The organism is Dictyobacter formicarum, from assembly GCF_016587435.1.
Map to the genome: position 1 here is coordinate 134,747 of NZ_BNJJ01000005.1, position 23,856 is coordinate 158,602.

Consider the following 23,856-nt stretch of genomic DNA (forward strand, 5'->3'; position numbering starts at 1 on the left):
GTACCTTTCCAGGTTAGTCAATATTGTGTTTCTTCATCAAGTAACGTAACTGATCTACCTTGGTCATGCCAAGTAGCTCGGCCGCCTGTGCGCGGCTGTGTTTTGCCGTTTCCAGTGCCCAGCGTATCATGTGCTTTTCAAAACGGGCAATGATATCGTCTAACGAGATAGCGCCGACTGGCCGTGTATTTAACCATTGTTCCCAGGGATCATTCAACCTCATACTGTAAGGATCAGTCTGGCCCACAATTTCCTGGGGCAGATGCACTGGCAATAATTCTTCACTGCTACTTAAAATCATCGCCCGTTCAATTACATTTTTTAGTTCTCTTATATTACCCGGCCAGCGATAAGCAAGCAGGAGACGTTGGGCTTCGGGCGAGATACGATGCACATTGCGCCCCATCGTCTTATTGAAATCAGCGATAAAGCGTGTGGCAAACAATAAGATGTCACCGGGACGCTCGCGCAAAGGCGGTAAAGTGATGGTCAAAACCGCAAAACGAAAGTAGAGATCAGAACGGAACGAACCATCGGCTTTCGCCTGCTCAAGATCTCGATTGGTGGCTGCCAGCACGCGCACGTTAAGCGTGACCTCTTTATTGCCACCCAGACGAAAGAAAGAACGCGTCTCCAGTACGCGTAACAATTTCGCCTGCATATCCAATGGCATCTCACCAACTTCATCCAGAAACAGGGTGCCACCTTCAGCCAGTTCGAGCAGGCCGCGCTTCTGCTTCTTGGCATCAGTAAAGGCATAGGGCTCATAGCCAAACAGCTCGCTTTCCAATAAGTGGCTGGCAATGGCGGCACAATTGAGCGCATGAAAAGGGCCAGTACTGCGAGCGCTCTGCTCATGAATGGCATGGGCTACCACCTCCTTACCAGTGCCGCTCTCGCCCATGATCAAAACAGAGGCATCGCTACGGGCTACCCGGGCGACCAGATCAAACACTTCTCGCATGCGTTCACTATGCCCAACCACATAGTTGAAATGATAATTATCACTACGTTCTTTGCGCAACTGCCGCAACTCACGCGACATCGCGCTGGTTTCAAATGCCCGCTGCACCACTAACAATAATTCATCCAGATCAAATCCCTTGAGCAAATAGTCCGAGGCGCCTAACTTCATAGCCGCAACCGCGGTCTGCACATCCCCATGGGCTGTTAGAATTACCACAGGAATATCTACGTCGAACTTGCGGATCTGGGATAGCACCTCCAGACCGCTCAGCCTGGGTAGGCGCAAATCTAGCAATACCAGATCGATGGTTTGCCGCTGCAATGCCGCCAGTCCAGCTTCGCCGTCAGACTCGGTAAAAACATCATAGCTATGGCGCTTTAAAAAACGTGCGAACTGATGTGGCAAATAAGGTTCATCATCGATAATGAGAATTGCTAAGCTCATAGATATACCTCTACCTCTGTCGTATCTGGATAAATGAAAGGATTAAACATCTTTTTCGCTGACATCAAAAGGTGAAGCGTGAGGATGTTCGGCAATTACGTCGCCTGTAACATAGGGCATGCGAATCGCTATCGTGGCTCCATAGCCATACTGACTCTCGATCCGTAGATACCCCCCATGGTCTTCGATCAACCTGCGTGTAATTGCCAGTCCCAATCCGATACCATGGGCTTTCGTGGTATAGAAAGGTTGAAAGATGTACTTCAACTGCTCAGGTGCGATACCAACACCAGTATCCATGATCAATATCTCTAGCCATTGGTCAACACGAAATTCTTTCTGGCTGACATGCTTATCAATGAGCCAGGCATAGGCATTGCCAGCGATGCCTGGCGTACCCGAGGGACGCTGGGTAGGTGGACAATCTGAGCCAGCGGTATCATAAATCGCCCGCTCAGTCGAGATGCAATGGCACTCCAGAGTCAATACGCCACCGTCGGGCATGGCCTGAATGGCATTCAATGAGAGATTTAAAATTGCCTGCTCCATCTGAGCAGTATCGACCCAGATAGGAGGAAGCTCATCAAAAATGCGGTGGATCTCAACGTTGGCTTCGGCACATTGATTTTGCAGCAGCGCCAACACTTGCTCACAAAGATCAACAATATCACAGCGGATGCGATGTAGCTGGCGTGGCCTGGCAAAGAGCAATAAATCACGCACAATACTGTCCAGGCGCTCAACCTCTTTAAGCACAACGCTGGTAGATTCCTGAATCCAGGCCTGTTGCTCAACTGCCCGGATAGGGGTAGGAGCATCGCCCTCCTCCTCGATCAATAGATCATTGTGGAGCATCTGGATCGAGGTTTTAATAGAGGCCAATGGGTTGCGCACTTCATGGGCCACGCTGGCCGCCATCTCTCCCAGCGATGCCAGACGATCCAGCCGTCGTCGCTCTTCCTCCAACTTGTGCATGGTGGTGACATCGGTAAACGTGGTCAACAGCCCCATCTGTGTACCACTATCGTCATACAGGGGCCGCATATCCACTTCCAATACGAGCTCACGCTCATAACGATCCATGGTCACAACAGTCTCGCTCTGGACTTCACCAATATGCATACCAACCAGAAAAGCTTCTTGTTGCCGATCAGGCAGGGCACGATTCACGGCAGCGGCCGCGTGAGAACCATGGTTGGCACGCAGATCGAGAATTTTTTGCAGGGGCTGGCCCAGCACTTCGTAGGGATGATAACCCAGAATGATGGCAGCGGCTCGATTGAAAGTATGAATACAACCAGTTTGATCAGTGGCGATCAGTCCGCTGGGCACGCTTTCCAGGATTAACTCATGCAAGCGCTGGTCTTCCAGTACCTGACGCAACAGGCGACGCGCCTCGTTACGCGCTACTACAACCTCGTCCACCAGGTATCTGTTCTCCAGAGCAGCACTAGCCTGGCTGGCCACCACCTGGAGCAGAGCGATTTCTGATTGGCGCATCTTCCAGGGGCGATAATAGCCACCCACAATACAGCCAAAGATAGGCGCTGGGAGAGCCGTCTCGGTACTATCTCTGTATTTTTTCTCCAGGCGCTCACCCGCAGAGCGCTCTAGAGGTTGATTCCGCAACAGCGGAATAGCAAAAAAGGTCTTGACGCGCTCTGGCAGTTCTTCAAAGTAATCATGCACATAAGCGTGTTTTCCATCCCCTGGGCGCTCAATCACCAGGGGCATGAGCGAACGCTGTTCCCGGAAACGTTGAAAGAGCAGGCTGCGCAGCCTGGGCGTCAACCAGTTCGTACCAGTGACATCTGTATCGGGTTCTAGCAGTTCGCATAGCTCTACCCCTGCAATCTCTCGCGTACGTTGCAGCACAGCACTGCGCAAACGCTCAGCCTCAAATAAAGAGCCATTCATTTGACTACTAATGCTGTTCAACAGAGACAGTTCATGGATACGTTCTCGATCTCGTTCCAACAGCCTGGCGTTCTCTAAAAGGAGCGCCACGACGCCAGCTACGGCCTCAATAGAATCATCTAAATCTCCAGACCAGCCAGCCGGATAGTCTATCTCATCTTCATCAGGCCCACGTAGCAACACCATCACGCCGATCGCACGCTGGCGATAGAGCAGGGGTACGGCCAGCAGCGTAGGAGACAACACCGGACGCAAGATGACCCGGCGCTCACGCCACGCACGGGCCTCGGGCTCATCGCTCTGCACATCAATTGGATTAACATGGGCCACCGCTAACAGCGCTGCCGACCACCCCGGAAGATCATCAAATGAACCAGAAGCAAGCTGTAATGTCTCACCAACCAGTAGATAGAGGAGTACACACCGGCACTGTAGCAGTGCCACTAACCGCCGTGGCAGGCTATCGCGCAATGTACGATAATCGGTGACTGCGCTAAAGTTAGTAAGCAGTGTTTTTATAATAGTTGGTATATCCAATTGGTCGGAATATTGCTCCACATCCATCGTCACGCCCGCCTCGCTTCTTCATCCAATATGTTATTCCATCCTTCATCAGTAGAGGCATATTTAAGTGAGGATCACGTCCTACTATACCAGAATAGCTGTTTTTTTGCATCAACACTTAACATTTATGAAGATATTGTCATATTTAGCACATTAGCTATCGCTGCCCCCTGACCTCACAACGCATACACGTTGCCAGTATAGCTACAATGATTTAGAATACACACAAATATGGTCCTGATTTTATGGACAAAGGGGATCAATTACAAAATATGGCACAGATAAGGAAACTACCACCAGCAGCGCCACAACCACGGGAAGCACAGCCAGCCAAAGTGGCCCCGCTCTGGGTTTCTACCGTCGCAACACTGGTATTTGGTATACTCTATGCTATTTTGCCGGAGCATATTACCCTGGGTCCAAGCTGGTTGCCGCTGGTGCTTGAGCTCGTAATTATTCTGCCAGGCACCACTGCTTCTCTAATACGACATCCACTTTCAGCGCGCACGAATCGAGTGCTGGCTTTTTGTCTGTTGGGAATAACTACCACCGCCTTAATCATTGGCGTAATCCTCTTGATTACGACCTTGCCGGAACGGCATGAGGGGAGGGAAGCTATTAGCCTGCTGCGTACCGGTGCGTTGTTGTGGATCTCCAATGTCCTGGTGTTTGGACTCTGGTATTGGGAAATAGATGGCGATGGCCCACATAAGCGTGCCACCGCCGGACATCAGGCCGCTGACTTTTTATTTCCGCAGCAGGCCGATGGCAACACGCATAACTGGATCCCTCACTTCGTTGATTATCTCTTTTTGGGTTTCACGGCAGCAATCGCTCTGAGTCCGGCCGACACCTATCCTTTAAGTCGTCGTGCCAAGGCGTTAATGATGGTCGAGGCGCTGATCGCGATGACCATTTTGACAATATTGATCGGGCGTGCCATCAATATTATTTAGCCCGAACAACGACGACGTGCTACCAATTGGTAGCAGGATAAATCCTTTGCCTGGATAGACGGCTTACTCAGATTGGGGACGAAAGGTGATGACCTGCTCGTCCTGCTGCGTAGCTTCTCCACGCCGGAGCAGACTGCGCGCCGGGGTAGTCGAGGCGACCTGACGACCATGTTTGAAAACATATAGGCGCGACGGCAGCAGGCGTAGGGCCTCAAACGCCGTTGGAGCATCCAGCAACAGAAAATCTGCTGGCTTGCCTTCTTCAATACCATAGCGATCCTGAATACGTAGGGCTCGCGCAGCGTTGGTAGTAATCAAATCCAACACGGCATCAATCTCGTCGTAGCCACTCATGTGGCAGAGAAAGAGGGCCAGTTGCGCTGCCGCCAGCATATCGCCTCGTCCCATGGGAAACCAGGGGTCCATGATAGAGTCATGACCAAGCGCCACATTGACGCCGCCGGCCAGCAACTCTTTGACACGCGTAATACCGCGCCGTTTGGGATACGTGTCGAAACGACCCTGTAACACTACGTTGTCAAAAGGATTGGCCACTACATTCATCTGCGCGCGGGCCAGCAGGCCAATCAGTTTAAAGGCATACGCATTGTCATACGAGTGCATCGCGGTACAGTGGCTGGCAGTCACACGCCCTTGCCAGTTTTGCTCAATGGTGTCAGCCGCCATAACCTCAGTGAAACGTGACAGTGGATCATCGGTTTCATCGCAATGGCAGTCGATATCGCGATTGAACTCTTTAGCCAGATCAAAAACGTAGTGCACATCTTCCAATCCCATATCGCGCGTCCATTCATAGTGTGGAATGCCACCCACCACATCACAACCCAGCTCCATGGCCTGACGCATCAAAGCACGTCCATTGGGAAAAGAAAGGATACCATCCTGGGGAAAAGCCACCAGTTGCAGATTACAAATATCGCGTACCTCTTCACGCACCTCCAGCAAAGCGCGCAGGGCCGTTAAATTTGGATCACAAACATCTACATGGCTACGAATGTGCAGCGTGCCCTGGGCCACTTCCCATTGAATCTCTTCCAACGCCCTCCGCTTCACATCCTCGTGCGTCAAATCTGGTTTGCGCTCACTCCAGATCTGAATACCCTCGAGCAATGTTCCCGAAGCGTTGTAGCGCGGCTGTCCTACCGTCAAAACAGCATCCAGATGGACGTGGGCATCAATAAAAGGCGGCGACAGCAAACGTCCCTCGGCATCAATCTCTTGACGCGCCGTAGCAGACGCCAGGTCAGGCGCAATACGTGCAAACATCCCATCCTGTATAGCAATATCTACCAGTTCGCTGCGACGCTGCAAGCGCGCATGGCGAATCAATACATCATATGGCATAGCCATTCCTTTCTAAGTTTCATAGCTCTTCTCACCGGATCAAACCAATCCAGGCATAACAAAAGGGCATCCCTCTCAAGTGAGAGATACCCCTTATGGTATCTGTAAAAGGCACGAATAGGCAAATTGCAGACAGAAATAAACGTCACGCTATTAATAGCATACTTTTACATCAAGTTATTAATAACTAGCGACCAGTCTGTTTGAGCTCAATCGGGCGCAGGATAAGAAAAGCTACCGCGGCAAAAATCACTCCTAGCTCAAAGCCAACGTCCATACCATTCAGCGCATGTGAGACAATGCCAGTAAACAGATACTGCGACGCACCTAGCCAGACGCCGACCAGGCCCAGAAACATCGCGACAATCGCGGCCCAACCAACTGGCAACTTGCTGCGAGTATTCCAGTCATCGAGATTATATGTTCCTTTACGGAAAACAAAATGCTCCAGGATCAAGATAATCGCCCAGGGTCCTAGCCAGTAAGCGATCAGCAGCAAGAAATTACTCAACGTTTCGCTGAAATTTGCGGCCAGAGGGATCGCAATTAGAACATAGATCACCGCACCAATCAGCGTCCAGACCGCACGATTGACGCGTTGGAATGAACGCCCCAATACCTGAATGGTCAGACCAAGGCTGTAGTCATTAGGAATGTTATTGGCCACGACACTTAACGCAAGTAAGACCAGAATAAATGTTCCCAGGCCACCCAGGGGTTTTAGGACCAGGGCCAGAGCGCCACCGGTACTGGAAGCATTGTAGGCGGCGACTGTGGTTAAACCAAGTCCAAAGGTCTCCAATAGGATACAAGGAATGGTAACACCCAGGAAGGTCAACCAGAACACACGGCTGGCGGCAGTCTCTTCCGGCTGGTTGACATTATAATCGGCTGCGTATGAGCTCCAGCCAGTTGCGAAGCCATAAATGGCGCCACCGAAAGAGATCAAACCGGCCAGCGTGCCCAGACTAAAAGCTGGCGCGGGCACCGCCACAAAATGAGGGCCCGACAGCACAATCATTAAGGCAAAAATAATGGCCATGGGAATCCAGGCGTAGCGCTCGTAACGATGAACATATTTATATCCATAGATACTCACAAAGGTGGTCAGGATGGCGATAATCAGGATACCAACCCATGGCGGAACCACCCCGTTGCTCAGAGCGTTCACCAACTGACCGCCCACGATCACATTGACCGCAGACCAGCCAATACAGGCAGCGATGTTGAAGAAAGCCATAATGACGGTTCCCCACCAGCCAAAAGAGAAACGGGTAATCGTCATCTGGCGCAGGCCCAGCTTGGGTCCCAGTGTAGAGAAAAACGCAACAGGAAGCACACCTAAGATGTTAAATATAACGATGATTGCCACGCTTTGCCAGAAACCCAGTTTGAAGAGAGGAATAGCCAGAGCGCCCAGTGCAATGGTTGAGAGCACCAGGTTTGCAGATAACCACATCGTAAAATTATCGAAGATGCGTACGTGTGTCCTGGCCTTAGGAGATACACGCTCAATACCGTGTGTCTCGATCCCCTTCTCATCAATCGGGGTTTCAATCGTATCTGTAGCCAAGGATGAAAACTCCTTTGTAAAAAAAAGACAAACGCTGCTGAATGCCAAAAAAGCCATACAGAGACTGTACGGCGATGTACAAAAATATTCGGGACTATATACTAATTATAACAGGATCAGATTATAGATTGTCAACTAAATAATAAGACGCAAATTCTTATGATATGAATAACTATACATAATGAGGATGGCTATTGATGGATATATTGTACAATTGTCTCAGTAAACACGTTTCACACCAGAAAAACCCGACCAAATACACAACCAGTAAAAAAAACACAAGATTTGACAGTAAAGCACACATTGATCTAGCTCCGCCGGATCATTTTTTGTTTGATTTTCTAATGAAAATGTTTAAGAGAAGGTTAAACTCTAGACGTAGCGAAAGAAAATGGGTACAATGGCTCATATATAGTTATGGACGGAGTATCCATATGAACCTAACCTATAAAGGGCGATCAATGGTGTAATACTCCTAAAAACACCAATTGATCGCCCATCAACACATCAGGGTACATACGGGCCATACAAAGGCAAGGGCGCATATACAACAGCCACGGTTTCAACGATTGCAGCGGTGGTGACAGACGCACACCTGTGCTATCATTTGTCAAATCAGGAGGTTGCATGTCTTTCAAGGCAAGTACAAATCATCAGCTGCCCTCCCCCACCGACTCGGAGCAGACGCTCGAACAGCTACGGACAGACAATATCGAACTACGCAACGAGATCGAGATGCGGACACAGGAGAACTCTTTACTACATGAGGTCATTTCCACCGTAGGCTCAACGCTGAGGCTTGATGAAGTGTTACGTCACCTTGTGGACACAGTGGTCCGCGCTACTTCCTGCCAGATTGCCTTCATCTATCTTTATGACAAAGACAAAGAACGGCTTGTGCTGGCAAGTACAAACGAACAGTATCGCCATCTGGTAGGAAAAATCACCATGGGGGTGGGAGAAGGTATCGCCGGTTGGGTCGCGCTGCATCGCAAACCCGTTTTCCTCACTGACGAGGCGCTTGAAGATCCACGCTTTTGTTACTTCCCTGAGTTGGAGGAAGAAAAATTTCAGTCGATTATGACTGTGCCAATCATTACAAAGACACGCCATTTGATTGGTGTGATAACGGTACAGGCGATCGCTCCCCATGATTTCACAGAACAGCATCGTTTATTTATCAGCAATACCGCATCTCTGGTTGCCAGTGCAATCGAAAATGCGCAACTCTATGAAAATACGCAGCGCAAATTAAGCACGCTGACCACGCTGTCTGTGCTCAGCCAGACTATCAGCTCTGGTCTCTACCTCGATGATATGCTCCGCTCTCTCGCTACGCTGACGGTGCAGCTCATGGAGGTGGACCTCTGTGTGATCATGCTGATGGATCAGGCCCGTGAGCGCGATCTCGAAAGCTCGCGCCAATCCAGGCGTCTGACGGTTCGAGCCACCTCTCCCAATCTCAATGATCGCGCACAGTTTCATGCCATCGATATCGATCGCACTACACTGGAGCGCCTGCGCGAGCTTAACGAATCTAATCTCGCTAAAGATGCTGGTTTTGCTGCTCCAGACATGGAACATGAGAACGAACATACACTCGAGCGTCTCAATCCACTCAAAGATAATCAGTATCGCACCCTGATTTCCGCGCCGTTAATTGCCGGTACCGAACAGCTGGGCCTGATTAACTGCTATTCTAATAAAACGCGCCGCTATTCAACCGATGATCAAACCTTGCTGACCACGGTTGCCAATCAGGCGGCTATCGCGATTAAGAATAGCTATCTGGTCAATCAGCTGGCACAAAAGAACCTGGTTAAAGGCTTCTTTGATGATTTGATGCAGGGTACAAACGATACTGAAGATTCGTTACGTCAGCGAGCCCATTTTCTGGGCTGCGATCTGACACGGCCACATGCGGCGGTGATGGTGGAAATCACTCATGTGGATGCACGCTGGGATGAAACGACGGTTGCACAGAAGCAAGCCAGGCCAGAGCGCACACGCACAGGGCAACTCGCGGTCAACAATACCGATAATAGTCCGAGCTATAGCCAGGGCGTGTCTCTACAGGCTGCCTATAAACGCATGGGAGGCATCGTCAGGCGTCGCATTCAGGATAGCTACTCGGGTTCGATCTTCTATGAGCACGAAAACTTGATCACCTGTATTCTGCCACTGACGAAAGATCCCAGTGGGACACGTCTGAAAACCTGGCTCAAAGATCTGGCGAATCAGATGCGCAATGAGTATGACATCTTCCTCTCCATTGGAATTGGCAATACCTGTCAGTATATCAGTGATTACAGGCGTGGCTTTGCCGAGGCCAATGAAGCGCTGCAAATGGGGCAGAATCTCCATGAGCCACGCGTCAATGAGGGCAAACGGGCTCCGATCGTGACACATTTTAACGATCTGGGAGTCTATCGCTACCTCTATAAAATTGCTCACATGGATGACCTGCGCGATGTCTACCAGGATCAGATCGCCCATATTGACAATTATGACCGGCGTAAAAATACCGATCTGCTTGATACGCTTGAGACGTACCTGGAGTGCGCGGGGAACCTGACCAAGACCTCTGAGAAGCTCTTTGTACACCGTAATACGCTCATACAGCGTCTGGAACGCCTGCAATCGCTGTGTGATATCGATCTACAGGAGCGTAGCAACTGGCTCACTTTACAGGTGGCCATCAAAGTATATAAGCTACGCAGCAGCGGCGAATAGTTTTTGTAGGACAGCAGGGGAGCAATCTATCATTAGCTATGTATAGCTCTTTGTCACAAGATTGCCCCCTACTATCCAATCATCAGGGCTATGCCTGGATGCCGCGAAAGAAAATTTTTCCGGTATGGGTCACAATATCATCGGGCACAAAATGCCCATCTGCGAGCAACCGTTCATAGCTTTTCGGTGAAAGCAAACTCAGGAAAGTGCTGGTCATAATACTCGTAGGTAGCGTGGGATCAAAATCTCCCCGCTCTTTTCCTTCATCCAGCAGTTGAGCAACACGTTGCGCCACGCGGTCCCATAAAACTCGCAAACAACTGCCTTTTTCAGCAAAAAGACGCTGCATATCAGCACTATGATAGATAGATGATAGCAACTGGGTACGTTTACTGAACAAGCCAGCGTACATAAAATGGAGGAGAGCCTCGAGCTTGGATTGAGGAGAAGACTGGCAGTCGAGGCTGACATCCATCTGACGTAGAATTTCCTGCATATCCCGTTCGAAAATCGCTATCACCAGATCATCTTTCCCTGGAAAATGGAGATAGACGGTCCCTTTAGCAATACCAACACGGCTGGCGATCTCATCCATCGAGGTATCATGATAGCCGCGCTCCAAAAAGACGTCTTCCGCAACCTTGAGGATCAATGCTTCACGTTCCTGGCGTTGCTTCTCTTTAAGAGATCGATGCACTTGCGATGATGATGACATGGATTTTCCTTTTCCCATCCTTCATGGCTATAAGAATATTTACGGATGTGTATGGCTATTCATAGTGATGCTGAGGGGCTGGTGGTCTTGGTCACAGCAGGCTTCTGCTGCACTGTTTGAACCCAGCTGACAATACAGACTTTCGTTCTCGCAGCAGGCAGAGGCATGATCTTTACATTCACATTGGATAGTGGCGTGAGTAATATTGTAACTACTTTGTAGCATGCTCTGAATATCGGTCAACACACGCGCATTTTCTTCTGGCTGCAAATTACAAATGGAAACATGACAGGAAAGAGCCAGCATACCGCTGGTAATGCACCAGACGTGCAAATCATGAACATCATTAACACCATCTACACTTTGGATATCAGCCACCAGTTGCTTGACAGGTATATCTTTTGGAGCCGATTCTAACAGAATGTCAGTGGTTTCGCGTACAATACCCCAGGCACCATAGGCAATAAAGAGAGCAATACCTACCGAGAGCAAGGGATCCACAAAGGTCCAGCCGGTCAGAAGGATAATCAAACCAGCCACGATTACAGCGGCGGCGGCGCCCACATCACCAAAAACGTGTAGAGCGGCGGCGCGCATATTGAGGTTATGCCCCTCTTTACTCAGGCCAAAGCCAATGTACAGGTTGGTAACGATACCAATGGCTGCTGCCACAAACATAATCAATGGCTGCACAGGTTCGGGATGCTGAAAACGTTGGAAAGCTTCCCAGCCAATAAAGACTGCGATCACAATTAGCGAAATGGCATTTAAGAGCGCGACCAGAATACCCACACGATGATAGCCATAGGTTTTCCGTTCATCAGAAGGTCGCTCGGCCTGTCTGGCGGCGAACCACGCCAGCCCCAGGGCAAAAAGATCGGTCAGGGTATGTCCTGCGTCAGAAAGTAGTGCCAGAGAATGCGACAGAATACCGCCCAGCAGACCCGCCAGCAGAATAATTATTGTTAGTAAAAATGCTGTGCGCAGGCTTTTGGTAGCCATGCCATGCGTATGACCATGACTATGCCCATGTGCATGGGTATGTCCTAAACTCATTCCAATACCTCACGATCCAATTGACGTTTCAACACTTGCTCTTCCTGGATATGATCCTGGCCCATACACAACAATTGACGGATATGCTCATCAACCAAACGGTAGTAGACAACACGTCCAACTTTTCGCATTGCTACAACTTTATGCTGACGCAAGACCCGCAGTTGATGCGAGATGGTGGTATCGTCGCGTCCCAGGCCAGCAGCCAGGTCACACACGCATAACTCGCCAGTTGGCGCACAGAGCAATGCATGCAGCACCTGCAAACGCGTAGGATCGCTTAACATGGAAAAGAGGGTTGCAATTTGTAAGGCATCCTTCGCTGGCAGGACATGGCGCCGAATCTCAACAACATGTTCCGCATGAATGACACGCTCCTGGCATACCTCATCTTGCGTAGTAACCTCGTCACTAAGAGGAGAAACAACCGATCTAGTAGTCATTTGTGCTATCCTTCCTTCGCATAGCTGTACATGTATGCAGGTATCCATATGAGAAAGTATAGCATAGAATAAGTAAATTCTCAAGCACGCTACCAGCTCCCTTGCACCCAAGGATTGGGACATGTTACACTTAAGTGTGTCTACTGTATTTTTCGCGGAACAACATATAACACACGTTTGGTGGCAGCGTATACGCCCCAGGCTCACCATATTATATCTGGCCGTTGCCTTGATCTTACTATTGATCAGTGGGGCCGGTCATCTGCGTTTGTTCAACGAGATTGGAAAAGTGTTCGGAGGGTTTACCTGGACCATTGATGCCGAGAGTCCCGATAAGCCGATCGTCATTATTACAACGCCAGAACAATTACCACCTTTTGCCATTCCAAACGGTTCTTTGACCAGCAATACACATATTTCGGCCGTCAACCATATGCCGGGTATGACTGGCATCCAGCGAGCTTATCAACAAGCTCGTCCCCAGGAAATCATCACCTATACCGCCCGGGGCGACCAGACACCGTCGCAGACAATTACGCGTCCGGCCTATCTCTTTACCTGGAATCTATGGTGGCAAACATTTGGCCTGACATTTCTAGCCGGGCTGAGCTGGCTCATTGTTGGCATCGTGCTGCTGGCAACTGCCTCCGAATGGACCGGGGCGGTTGAGGGCCTTACGCTGCTTCCACCAGCCATACTACTTCTCCTTTATAGCCATTGGGGCAATATTCAGACCGCCACGCCACCAGATTTTGTGGTTCAGATGGTCTGGATTCCTTCTTTCGCCTTACTAGGGGCCGCCTTTATCCACCTCAGCCTGACCTATCGCCCAATAGCCATGATCAATGGACGCAATCCTGGCTGGCTGGTCGATGGATTACCATATGCTCCACTGTTGCTGTTGATAGCTTATAATTGGATCTCTTTTTTGTCCAGAGGCTATGTGCCGATCCGCACCAATATAGAATTGAGCTTAGGATACGCGGTTTTTGGTGGCGTGGTCAGCCTGGGCATTGGTATTACTTCTATTTTTCAGATGCTGGGGATCTGGCCCCAGCACAAAAAAACCTCGGACGGTTCCCGCTTGCCCGCTATTCCACCACGTATCCGCCATCATCTAGGAGATTTGTTGACTCTCTGGATCGGGGGCATTGGCCTGGGATTTTGCTTTGGCGTGTTGCCCATTCTCCTGACGGGACAAACACTCCTACCCTTATCGATGTTTTATATTCTAGCCGCTGTTTACCCACTGATCTTGCTCTATGCGATCCGTTCATTGCGCCTGATTGCTCGCTTGCATGTCACGTTGGACCAGCGCGAGGTGGCATTACAGAAGCAGCAAAAAACGGCTCACGAGTTGCGAAAAACAAATGAAGAGCTTGAACAGGCAACCAGACTCTTGCTACATGCAGACGCGCATCTGCGCTCCCTGCTGTCTCAACGCATCCATGATCAGCCGAAACAGCAAGCCCTGCGTATTCGCTCCCTACTCGGCTACTGGCAGCATAAATTACGCCTGGAGATGGAACGTAGTGTCGATGGTAAGGTAGCCGCGTCACCCGTCATTGAGGCTTTAAGCAAAGTGCGCAAGATCAGCGAGGAGTTGGAACGAGATTTGCGCGGACTCCAATTGTTGGTAGAAGATGCGTATCAACGGCGCAGCCTGGGTCTGAAACTCCATCTAGAGAAGTTGATTCGGGAGGATCTACCTGTACTGCATACAGAATCTCTGCTTGAAATCCGTCATGATCTCTGGGCACTGGATGCGCTCAATCCAGACCTGGAACAAAGTGAAGAGGGTGAGAAAATCGCGGAGGCCATCTCTTATACCGTCACTCAGGCCTTGCTCAACATCTATAATCATGCTGGTGCCAGTTATGCCACTGTGCGTACAGCCTGCCGAGATAACGTTTTGAACATCGAAATTAGCGATGATGGGCATGGCTTCGATGTGCAATCCATTCCACCTGAAAAAACCAGCCTTTTTAAGGCTGATCTCAAAGTACGGGCCGCCCATGGTACCCTGCGTATAGACTCAAAACCGCGACCCGATCCACAACATGGAACCACGGTACGGCTAGAAATACCGTTGCTACCAGAAGCGCGCATGGATGCGCAATCACAGGTACAGCCAGCATAAACAATAATAGCAATCGGCAAACCGCAGGACACAGCTAACGAAACAGTGGGTCCTGGCGTAATCCGGCATAGGCCTCATAGGCATGCGCCAGTAACACACGGCGTCCTGGATCGCTAGGCGCGCCTTCAATGGAAAAGAACGTATACAGTTCGCTCACTAGATTCTCTACCGGACCGATATTAGGGCCGCCTTTTGCGTTCAAAAACCCCATGCTCAATGCAATATCATCATTGCTCAAACCCCGAGCAAGTAAAGAGGCGCATTCCTCCTGGCGTGGGGTCAACCTTTGCCCGCGCAAACGCTTTAATAAATAGTTCAGGACTTCAGGATCAATATACGTCTCTTTGCGAAAAACAACGGCGGCGGCAATATGCTCCAAATAAGCAGGCTCCATGTTGTTGAAAAGCGCATAGCCATGCAGGCCCGAGGACTTACCAGAGCGGCGGTTACGCTGCGTTCCACGGCGTGTGTATTCATGGCGAAAAACCTCGGCCGCCAGCGTCCAACTGGGATCCTGAGTATAGATCACCACGCGCAAGCCTGGCGCAATGTCCAGTAGAGTGCGACCCAGTTCAACCCCATTGCTTGAACCCAGGCGCAAATCCGATAATATCAGCCAACCGGCTAAAGTAGAGTTCTGATGTTGCTCCTGGCAGAGGTTTTCGACCAGCATTATAGCACCCTGAGCGTCGCCTGACTGTCCTGCTAATTTGAGTAGAGTAGTCTCCTCTACAAATTCACATATCCCACGACGCTTGACAGGCGTATCATCAATTACAATAACAGGAATCCGTGTGGCATTCATGATACTAGTATATGCCTCAAACTCGAGTATTGTCCAGCATTTATATTACAATTTTATAATAAAGCAAATGGGGCAATCGAGCCAATCAATGCCACATCGCTGCCCAGGCATGCTGGTACAACTTCGATCATCTCCCATAGTGGTGAAGGTGGACGATCATGAATGAGTGTGCGTATCTGGGCCAGAAGCAAATCACCTCCATAAAGCACTCCACCACCTAAAATAAAGACATTTGGTTCAAACAAGCCAATATAGCGTGTAATAGCCTCCACTATCCAGCGAGCCAGTTCTCGATAGACGCGCAGAGCCAGGTTATCGCCACGCGCAGCTTCTTCCGCCAACAACTGATGGCTAAAGACCTCACGATTTAAAAAACGCTGTGTCAGCGTTGTCTCTTCTCCTCGGCGCAGCGCCCGCTGTATCATGCGTTTAACCGCCTCAATTGAGATCAACGTATTAATGCAGCCACATTTGCCGCAGCTGCAGCGAGGTCCCGTTGAGGCAATAGGCACATGACAGACATGCCCGACATATTGTCGGCCGGGATGTTCAAGCTGCCCATCTATCGCCAGAGATGCACCGACAACCGCATTAACGGTCAAGAAGAGCAGACGTTGATGGGTCTTCCCTGCACCAAAACGATGTTCCCCCAGGACAGCGGCATCCACATCGGTATGCACCTGGCTGGGCAGATGATAGCGGCTCTCCAATAAGTCACCCAGGGGAAAATTATTGAGCGAAGGCAAAATAGGAACCTGCAGTGGACGGCGGGCTGGGCTATCCACTGATCCAGGGATACTGACACCGATACCAAGGACCTCCATTTCCTGCTCCCTGGCATGCTGCAACATCGTATCAATTGCGCGTAAATATGGGTCAAGGGTTGCGATTGCTGGACGACCACGCAATGTTTTGGCCACACACCGTTCTCGCACACAGCCATTATGATCGATTAGAGCAACCGTTGCCTGTCCACCCCCAATTTCCATCCCAACCGCAACGCCCTTTGCTACGCTCATGGGCACACGTCCTGCATGTCTCTATTCTAGTAATAAACTAGAACACTTGTTCTTATTGTGCTACGGATCAAGCAATAGAGATGAGAACAATCTACAGTTTATATAACAGAAGTATAATCAGCAATAGAACATATGTCAAGTACAGATGTTTTGAATATCTGTACTTGACATATTGCACCCATTTTAGAGCGGTTATAGAATTAACTTCAGCAATGAGCTGAGCACGGGAGAAGGTTTTTCTAGTTTAAATTTTTTCGACTCCGTCCTCATTAATTCATCCTCTAAGGTGTCAAATCTGGTGTCATTCGCGCCCTTGCTTCTGAGCTCAAATTTACGGATTTCTCCTATTCTTAGATGCCAGGTGTATGATAAGTTGGCTCAAAGATCTGGAGAAACAAGCACGTCTCCAAATCGGGAACATGGAATTAACGCTAGATAGCACTGGAGCTTTGCAGCTCTTCACACAAGTGGCTAATGTCCGTATTCCAAATAGAGATATAAGGAGAATGCTTATATGGTTAACTCCGTTCTTTAGATAACCCTCACTATGAGGTTACCAGGAAACTGGCCCTCGAGTATTAACGGATCGGATTACAACGCTAAGCGCTTAGCGTTGTAATCCGATCCGTTAATACTCGAGGGCCCTGTTGAGTCGGCTTCTTGCAGAATATCCCAGTAAAGAATGCGCTCCAATTGCTCATCCGTCTCATAGGGGTCAGCGCACCATGCCGTGCTTTTTGTACGCTAAGCAAAGAAACCAGGCTACAAGCCGGAAAACAGGACACTTGCAAAAAAATTTGTCGCAGGGCACTCGTCGGAGAATGTCTGTGCTCGGTCAAGTTTCCTCTTTTAAAGCATGCTTTTCAGTACTTTACAGATAGAAAACCAGCGAGTTTTGGCGAAAAACTTGTCGCAGGATCCTTACCGTACAGATTTCACCTTTAGATACTCTGGCCCCTCTGAGGCCTTTTCACACAGCTTCTATGGGCTGACCGCCCTATGATACCCTCGCGCCTGGTTCGGGCCGGATGCGAGGGTATTGTTTAGGGTAGTCAGGTTTACCGTGACGGCCACTCTCAGAAAGTTTATCAAAACACTTCCGAGAGGACTTTCGTGAAAACGTCCGCTTTCAGACCAAATTGATAGTCTTTGGCATCGACATGGTAGATGCGCAAACTCCAGTCGCATCCGCGGTCATATAATGAGGTGACATAGACAGCGGCATAGCTTGTTGAAAGAATGCTATCCACTACCTTTTTCCAGGAGCCGTTGGTCCCGTCATTCCAGTTTGAAATTACTTGCCAACCGACAATCAGACGATTTTGATCCGGGCCAAACTCAAAGGTATGTTCCCGCCAACCGATATGCCAGTCTTCATGGTAGCGCATCTCCGTAGAAGCGATGACAACAGCAGGGCTTTTTGTATAAGTGCTATAACCATACATCCACGACTGTTGCCCTCTCCCTTCTTCAATCACCTGGCCTTTCGCAGGTTCTGTACTGATTGTTTGCTGGACTTTAAAGTAAAAATCCATACGAGAAAAGACGTCATTGAGCTGGGAAAGGAGCCTATCGGCCTTAGTTTGATACTCAAGCCGCTTATCAGTATCCACGGCCAGAATATTTTGATGGGCAGTAACCCCGGCATCAAGATCAATGTAATCTTTTTTTAATTGAGCTTGATAGACTTCGGGACAGGTAGAATAGCGTGAGCGGACATCCCACACCGTGAGGTATAGCTGGCGAAGGTCCACAAAGATACCAGGAGCGATGTTAATCGTGCGTGGATATGTCGGATCGATAACACTATAGTGTTCGAGTTTCGCCTTAAGATAAATACCTTGCTCGTTCTGCTTGAACCATTCGAGAGCTTGCAAAATTTTCTCGGGCGTCCAGGGACCACTGGGAGGAGTACCTGTGTAGCCTTCCATAAAGAGATTTACGGACAGACTGACATTGTGTTCTTTTGCCGATTGGAGGAAGCGTGCACTTCCCTCGGCAGAGAAGACTTCAGGCGCTTCTCCGCCAAAGCTGGCCTTGAATTCATCCATCTTTTCCGCGGTGGTAGTAGAACACGTATACACAGCAGTAAAGCGGGAACCGCGTTTTCCTCCAGCTACGAAGTAATCCCCATACATGTTGCGGAATTGTGCAGGCTCCTGTATGTGTTTTCGCGCGGCATCTGTCAGGGTATAAGTACTGGCTTCGTCATACCCGTTATATTCAGATTGATATTGCGCAACCAGGGTAATAAAGAGTTCAGAGAACTTGATTTTGCTCAAATACGATGCTGAAGCCGTAATTGTTATCCCTTCAATATTGTATTTGCCCGAAGCCGAAGTCTCAATCTCACGATTCAGTTCCCTCTCGGATTGAATGAAGCGACAATTTTCCAGGGAAGTTTTGGTTGTACGCTGGGTCGGCGTGAACGGATTGATAGCAGACCCCAATGTACCACCTGTAATAGCATCTACTCCAGATCCAAAAACAAACGAATCTTCCCAGGGAAGATCTGAAATGATGGAACTGAGATCTGTCGTTGGTTCTCCCGTTACGGTTCCCCTGATAACTGGTGATGCCCCAGGCTTAGGCATCTTTTCCATAGTGCTCAACATAAATGTTCTCCTCGTAATATCATTGTTATATCTCTTGTAGGAAAAGAGATATGTAAGCGCAAATGAGTAGGCGTTAACTTTCGACAAGAAAGCTTGAAGCCGACTTCCGATACATTCATTGGTATTATAGTGATGGCCAAACTATTTTTGATTTCTATATAAAGATCAAGAAGAAAAAACGGAGAGAGATAGCAAAAGGCAACGAGCCTTTGCCGTGGAGCAACTCTGGCACCCCTATACAGGAACGACCAGATCTGACAGGTATTTAAAGATTAAAAGAGGTATACAAATTAATGCTATATCATTACATATATTTATTAATAGCTATTTTTATAATACATGGGTTTGCCCATACTCGGAACCAGAAGCCGGAAGAGCACAGAAAAGACGGCCAATGGTATGTGCATGGAGAGAGATATGCTGCTTGAAATTGCTTTTTTCTGTCCTCAAAGAGAGCTTCGTTGAAGCTCTCTACAGGCTGATTCAGCAGACTATTCCGACATTTGGTTCCAGGTACGGGCAACCTCCTGACTGCTCCCTTGCGCTTCGTAACAGCTTAGGTAGCACCGGGCCAATTGGTAACGAATACACTGGGATGGTTACGCTTCTAGAGTAATAGCGGGGGTGCTCTCTTTCTGATCGGCATCATAAATGCGGACCACCTGGTTGATCGTCGCGAGGGGAGTAAACCATGCATACAATTTCCCGGAAATCTGTACAGAACCGCCATGAATGCCGAGCCATTCAACCTCTTCTCGATCAACCGACACAATAGGAGCGCCGCTATCGCTGGGGCTGCTGGGGTAGGTGGCGATAGAAACACCCTTCAACTCCAATCGAACTCCATCTTCCTCCACATTGACATTCGCATTCTCATAAATCACAGTCCCCTCCTGTAGCTTCTGGCCCGTCCCACACAACTTCACTTTTTGATCCTTATCGGGATAGGAAGACATCACATCAATCTTGAACGAGCCTGTTGTTGGGCTCCATATGGTTTGTAGATCATACTCAACACCTGCAGCCACATTAACGAAAGCAATATCAACCGATGATTTTGGTGCAAATGTATTGAGTGTCACCAGACCCACAATAGTGTCGGGGGTGGGTTGGCCAACAAGCGTATTTTGCCCGCCAACCACGTGACCAGCTGTCAGAAAACCTGTCTTTTTGGTACCCAGATTCGTCACGACGAGTCCCAATGTTCCATCGCTGGCCGAACCAGCGATGCGCGTACCACCTTGAATTGGCCGCACCTTTTGCATTGCTTATCCTCCTCTTGGACGAAGCCGCTCGCGAGCGGCTTCCGCTGAATGATATTTCGTTGTTTGTCCTATCGTGTGCACAGAATCCCTTAAGGCTCTGAACACGCCTCTTTGGAAGTGATGAAACGAGAGAAGCTGCTCATATGTTGCGACGAAGGCAACGATTGATTGCCTCAGACAGGGTCTTGGGCCACTGGTTCCATTGCCTATCTAGAATGGGACGAAACTCTTCCTTTTGAGCAAAAAAAACCAGATCGGTTGTCTCATTCTAGATAGGCAGAGATGTTGAGTGGCCTGAAACCCTGTCTGAGCACCGATATATCAGTACTGGCATACCATCCAGGGGCAATCCATATTGTTGGAAGCGTTACGCCCTTCCCCTCTGTCCTAATATAGCGTGTGAAATGTTCATCAATTCCTGATAGTTCCAGTATAGGAGTTCGCCCAATACTCGGAACCAGAAACCGGAAGAGCACAGAAAAGACGGCCAATAAGTATGTGCATTGAGAGACAGGGGGTTTGCGGCTGGTAGGAACAGGAAACTGGTGCGGAATATCAGGGAATGCTGTAACAACAGCATTCCGAATCGATTTTTGACCGTCTGAAATGACCCCCGAATGGGAACAGAGAACATCTCTTGCACTTCTTTAAGCAGCGTTACCAGGTCGGCCTCGCGTTCGCTCAACAAAGGCCAAACAAGCAGAAGTTCGCCTGAGATACAATCACGAACGACCCGGAGGACCTCATGACCAACATCTGGCTTCAGTCCATCCACCGCCAGAATGAGTGATCCCTGCTTCTGCACAAGCGGTTGGAGGCGTTCCCGATCTGTCATATGAAGGGTCACCAACTCTTCATATCGTGCTAAGAGGTTGAGCACGGTTCGTTCGCCAATCAAGAGTCCTCGTTCATGAAGGCTCTGATGGATCTCTGCTAGACTTTGATGGTGTTGATACCGCAGTAACCCGGCGAGCGCAATCACATCTAATCCATATTCTCCATGTGGTAACGCCCATGCTCCTTCCGCTTCTGGCCGATAGGGTCGGTGATAGCGTGGAGCACATCGGCGCACAGCCAGGTGCAAACGATGCCGTCCCGTGAGGGTTGTCACCGTCCGTTGCGTATGGTAGGCGATATGAGCGGCCTTGCCACATGTCAGGCAAGTAGTTGAGAGTGGCTCAAGGGTCTGGAGAGGCAATGTATCTGAAACAGCACAGGGTCTTGCCATGACAATCTATTCTTTCTTGTATGAGGCTCAAGGAAGCCAGAAACTCCCAGCATTTTCGTGAAGAGTTTCTCGCTTTCTGACCCTGCTGATGTTACCGATACCCCCTGAATACCTGCATACTCAATGGTTACAAGTCATAGAGAAAGAGGCCGGAAAGATTCCTCCAGCACTCTTCAAAGCTTTGCATTCACAATTGGCCGATGAGCCGTGCCAAGCGGATTCTTTCCTGAGCGGCGTCGGAGACAGGGACGAGACCGGGTGTTAGCTCATCAATTCCTGCCCCGAGCAGTTCCAACAGGCGATCTCGTATCTTGCTTTCATCGCCAAAGACTAACAGGCTTTCAACGAAGCTATCTAATACAGTATCAACCTCTTGTTGCGAAAAGCCTGCTGCAAAGAACATCTTGCGATAGACCGAGCGCGTAGGGTAAATGCTCATTGCCTGCCGCCCTACCTGTAATGCAGCCGCTCGATCCTTTGTGAATGCTACCGGCACATGAGCCACGACGGGCGGGCTGGGACGCCCGGCGGTGGCTGCCCCCGCCTGCAGAGCTGGAAGAGCCTCATTAAGCAAATAGGGAATCGGACACATAGCGGAGAGGGCACCATCTGCAATCTCGCCAGCGAGGCGGAATGCTACCAGTCCGAGCGCTGAGATAAGCAGGGGAACCTGCGCCGATTCCTGCCGCGAGGCATCAACTGTAAAGAAACGCCCCTGATGATGGACCTCGCCTTGTTGGAGCAACGGACGCAGCACCTGGACATATTCACGCAAATAGGAGAGAGGCGACTCCATGTCTACGCCATACACACGCTTGGCAAATTCTGGCGAACTTGTACCGATGCCGAGCCGCAGCCTGCCTGGGGCTATGGCGTTGAGACTCAATACCTGTTGAGACAGGAGTACAGGATGACGCGCAAAGATCTGCACAATCGCCGTTCCTAAGGTGAGATGTGTTGTACGCATCGCTGCCGCCGCCAGGGTCGTGAGCAGGTCTGGATTCCAAGGCGGACCACCCACCCAGACATGGTCAACCTCCGCCTCCTCAATTTCTACAAGGGTCGCAACGAGCGTTGCCGGATCTGCGGATTCGATCGATAGACCAACGCGTTCCCGCAAAGAACGATGTTCTTCCTTCTGTTCCATTCATGCTTTCCATTCTGTCTTCTCCTTTGAGGGAATTCCTCAAAGCTTGCGCATCGTAGCGTTGCTTATTCAACGTACTGTTGCAGAAATAGCCTAACAGGAGATAGAATGAGGCGTCAACCAGCAAAGGAACAGAGAATGTTGTGTATGCGACAAAGGAGGAGAAAGTGACGCAAAAGTCAGAAGCCATCGAGGATTTACGCGTTCGCCGCACCCGCAAACTGCTCCAGCAGGCTTTCATCGAGCTCACGGTGGAGAAGGGATTTGCAGCGCTTACGGTGCGAGACATAACAGAACGAGCCATGGTCAACCGATCGACGTTTTACCGCCATTACCTGGATAAATATGACCTGCTCGAACAGTATATGAACGAGATACATGAGCTGACCGCAAACCAGGACGCACCAGGTCCGCTCAACTTGCTGAAACATATTCAGCAGCTTGCCGACTTCTACCGTGTGATGCTTGGCCCACAAGGAGATCCCTTCTTCGCGCAGCGTTTTCGCCAGAACACAGAGATGCGCTTTCGCTCTTTTTCCGCCCAGGCGCTCGCAGAACCAGGGCCTGACGAGCCGCCCGTCGATCTGAGACTCAGTTGTATCGCCTACGCGGGCCTCGGCGCCACAACCTGGTGGCTAGAGCAGGAGCAGCCTTGTTCATACGACGAGGTGTGAAGGTAATCCTCCGTCATTATTCTGGATCATTCATCTTTGGTAGATAATACTATTGGTTATGTGCTTGATCAGAGCGGAATAGGAGAAAAGATTCGTAGTAAATTCGAGCGAGATCCTATAAAGGATGCATTTCAAAGCGCTCTCCAAGAGACATTGGCACAGTTTGAAAAGCAATATCCTCAGCTTGCCGTCGAAGACTTCTTCAATCCTTCTACCTAATAAATATGAAT

General features: G+C 49.6%; 17 protein-coding genes and 1 pseudogene. 5 read left to right on the plus strand and 13 right to left on the minus strand.

The window, feature by feature from the left end:
• Positions 1–13: 13 nt before the first annotated feature.
• Together JMI88_RS10405 and JMI88_RS10410 are read right to left on the minus strand one after the other, a co-directional pair.
• On the minus strand, positions 14–1,411 hold the full coding sequence (locus JMI88_RS10405; protein ID WP_201361761.1) for a sigma-54-dependent transcriptional regulator: 1,398 nt from the start codon (positions 1,409–1,411) through the stop codon (positions 14–16).
• A 42-nt stretch (positions 1,412–1,453) separates the two neighbouring features.
• Positions 1,454–3,892 (minus strand): ATP-binding protein, encoded by a 2,439-nt coding sequence (locus tag JMI88_RS10410; protein ID WP_201361762.1) that lies wholly within the window; start codon positions 3,890–3,892, stop codon positions 1,454–1,456.
• A gap of 272 nt (positions 3,893–4,164) precedes the next feature.
• Here JMI88_RS10410 and JMI88_RS10415 point away from each other — a divergent pair, with 272 nt between their 5' ends.
• Positions 4,165–4,848 (plus strand): DUF1345 domain-containing protein, encoded by a 684-nt coding sequence (locus JMI88_RS10415; RefSeq protein ID WP_201361763.1) that lies wholly within the window; start codon positions 4,165–4,167, stop codon positions 4,846–4,848.
• A gap of 63 nt (positions 4,849–4,911) precedes the next feature.
• Here the strand turns inward: JMI88_RS10415 and codA are convergent, their stop codons facing one another.
• Positions 4,912–6,213, minus strand: coding sequence for a cytosine deaminase (gene codA / locus JMI88_RS10420; protein WP_201361764.1), 1,302 nt, complete (start codon positions 6,211–6,213; stop codon positions 4,912–4,914).
• A 187-nt stretch (positions 6,214–6,400) separates the two neighbouring features.
• The gene (locus JMI88_RS10425; protein ID WP_201361765.1) at positions 6,401–7,786 is read right to left on the minus strand and encodes a cytosine permease; all 1,386 of its coding nucleotides are present in this window, start codon (positions 7,784–7,786) and stop codon (positions 6,401–6,403) included.
• A 627-nt stretch (positions 7,787–8,413) separates the two neighbouring features.
• Between JMI88_RS10425 and JMI88_RS10430 the strand changes: the two genes are divergently transcribed.
• The gene (locus tag JMI88_RS10430) at positions 8,414–10,519 is read left to right on the plus strand and encodes a GAF domain-containing protein (protein ID WP_201361766.1); all 2,106 of its coding nucleotides are present in this window, start codon (positions 8,414–8,416) and stop codon (positions 10,517–10,519) included.
• 88 nt (positions 10,520–10,607) lie between these two features.
• On the opposite strand, the gene JMI88_RS10435 is transcribed toward JMI88_RS10430, so the two are convergent.
• The 3 genes from JMI88_RS10435 to JMI88_RS10445 are packed head-to-tail and all read right to left on the minus strand — an operon-like array spanning position 10,608 to position 12,733.
• Positions 10,608–11,234 carry a TetR/AcrR family transcriptional regulator gene (locus JMI88_RS10435; protein WP_201361767.1) on the minus strand — a complete coding sequence of 209 codons (627 nt, stop codon included), beginning with the start codon at positions 11,232–11,234 and terminating at the stop codon, positions 10,608–10,610.
• Positions 11,235–11,273: 39 nt separating this feature from the next.
• The gene (locus JMI88_RS10440) at positions 11,274–12,290 is read right to left on the minus strand and encodes a cation diffusion facilitator family transporter (RefSeq protein ID WP_201361768.1); all 1,017 of its coding nucleotides are present in this window, start codon (positions 12,288–12,290) and stop codon (positions 11,274–11,276) included.
• On the minus strand, positions 12,287–12,733 hold the full coding sequence (locus JMI88_RS10445; protein ID WP_201361769.1) for an ArsR/SmtB family transcription factor: 447 nt from the start codon (positions 12,731–12,733) through the stop codon (positions 12,287–12,289). Before JMI88_RS10445 ends, JMI88_RS10440 begins: the two co-directional genes overlap by 4 nt.
• Before the next feature lie 121 nt (positions 12,734–12,854).
• Between JMI88_RS10445 and JMI88_RS10450 the strand changes: the two genes are divergently transcribed.
• Positions 12,855–14,873, plus strand: coding sequence for a sensor histidine kinase (locus JMI88_RS10450; RefSeq protein WP_201361770.1), 2,019 nt, complete (start codon positions 12,855–12,857; stop codon positions 14,871–14,873).
• A 34-nt stretch (positions 14,874–14,907) separates the two neighbouring features.
• On the opposite strand, the gene JMI88_RS10455 is transcribed toward JMI88_RS10450, so the two are convergent.
• The 6 genes and pseudogenes from JMI88_RS10455 to JMI88_RS10480 form a co-directional block, all read right to left on the minus strand.
• Positions 14,908–15,678 carry a transcriptional regulator gene (locus JMI88_RS10455; RefSeq protein WP_201361771.1) on the minus strand — a complete coding sequence of 257 codons (771 nt, stop codon included), beginning with the start codon at positions 15,676–15,678 and terminating at the stop codon, positions 14,908–14,910.
• A 53-nt stretch (positions 15,679–15,731) separates the two neighbouring features.
• The gene (locus JMI88_RS10460) at positions 15,732–16,697 is read right to left on the minus strand and encodes an ROK family protein (protein WP_201361772.1); all 966 of its coding nucleotides are present in this window, start codon (positions 16,695–16,697) and stop codon (positions 15,732–15,734) included.
• A 1,088-nt stretch (positions 16,698–17,785) separates the two neighbouring features.
• Complete coding sequence (locus tag JMI88_RS10465) at positions 17,786–19,312, minus strand: hypothetical protein (protein ID WP_201361773.1); 1,527 nt, start codon at positions 19,310–19,312, stop codon at positions 17,786–17,788.
• Positions 19,313–19,911: 599 nt separating this feature from the next.
• Complete coding sequence (locus JMI88_RS10470) at positions 19,912–20,577, minus strand: chymotrypsin family serine protease (protein WP_201361774.1); 666 nt, start codon at positions 20,575–20,577, stop codon at positions 19,912–19,914.
• Between the two features lie 542 nt (positions 20,578–21,119).
• Positions 21,120–21,805 (minus strand): annotated as a pseudogene (locus JMI88_RS10475) (ISNCY family transposase); the annotation flags it as partial.
• A gap of 187 nt (positions 21,806–21,992) precedes the next feature.
• On the minus strand, positions 21,993–22,952 hold the full coding sequence (locus JMI88_RS10480; protein ID WP_201361776.1) for an LLM class flavin-dependent oxidoreductase: 960 nt from the start codon (positions 22,950–22,952) through the stop codon (positions 21,993–21,995).
• A gap of 167 nt (positions 22,953–23,119) precedes the next feature.
• Here JMI88_RS10480 and JMI88_RS10485 point away from each other — a divergent pair, with 167 nt between their 5' ends.
• Both JMI88_RS10485 and JMI88_RS10490 read left to right on the plus strand, forming a co-directional pair.
• Positions 23,120–23,626, plus strand: coding sequence for a TetR/AcrR family transcriptional regulator (locus tag JMI88_RS10485; RefSeq protein ID WP_201361777.1), 507 nt, complete (start codon positions 23,120–23,122; stop codon positions 23,624–23,626).
• 36 nt (positions 23,627–23,662) lie between these two features.
• The gene (locus JMI88_RS10490) at positions 23,663–23,845 is read left to right on the plus strand and encodes a hypothetical protein (protein ID WP_201361778.1); all 183 of its coding nucleotides are present in this window, start codon (positions 23,663–23,665) and stop codon (positions 23,843–23,845) included.
• The last annotated feature ends 11 nt before the right edge of the window (positions 23,846–23,856 follow it).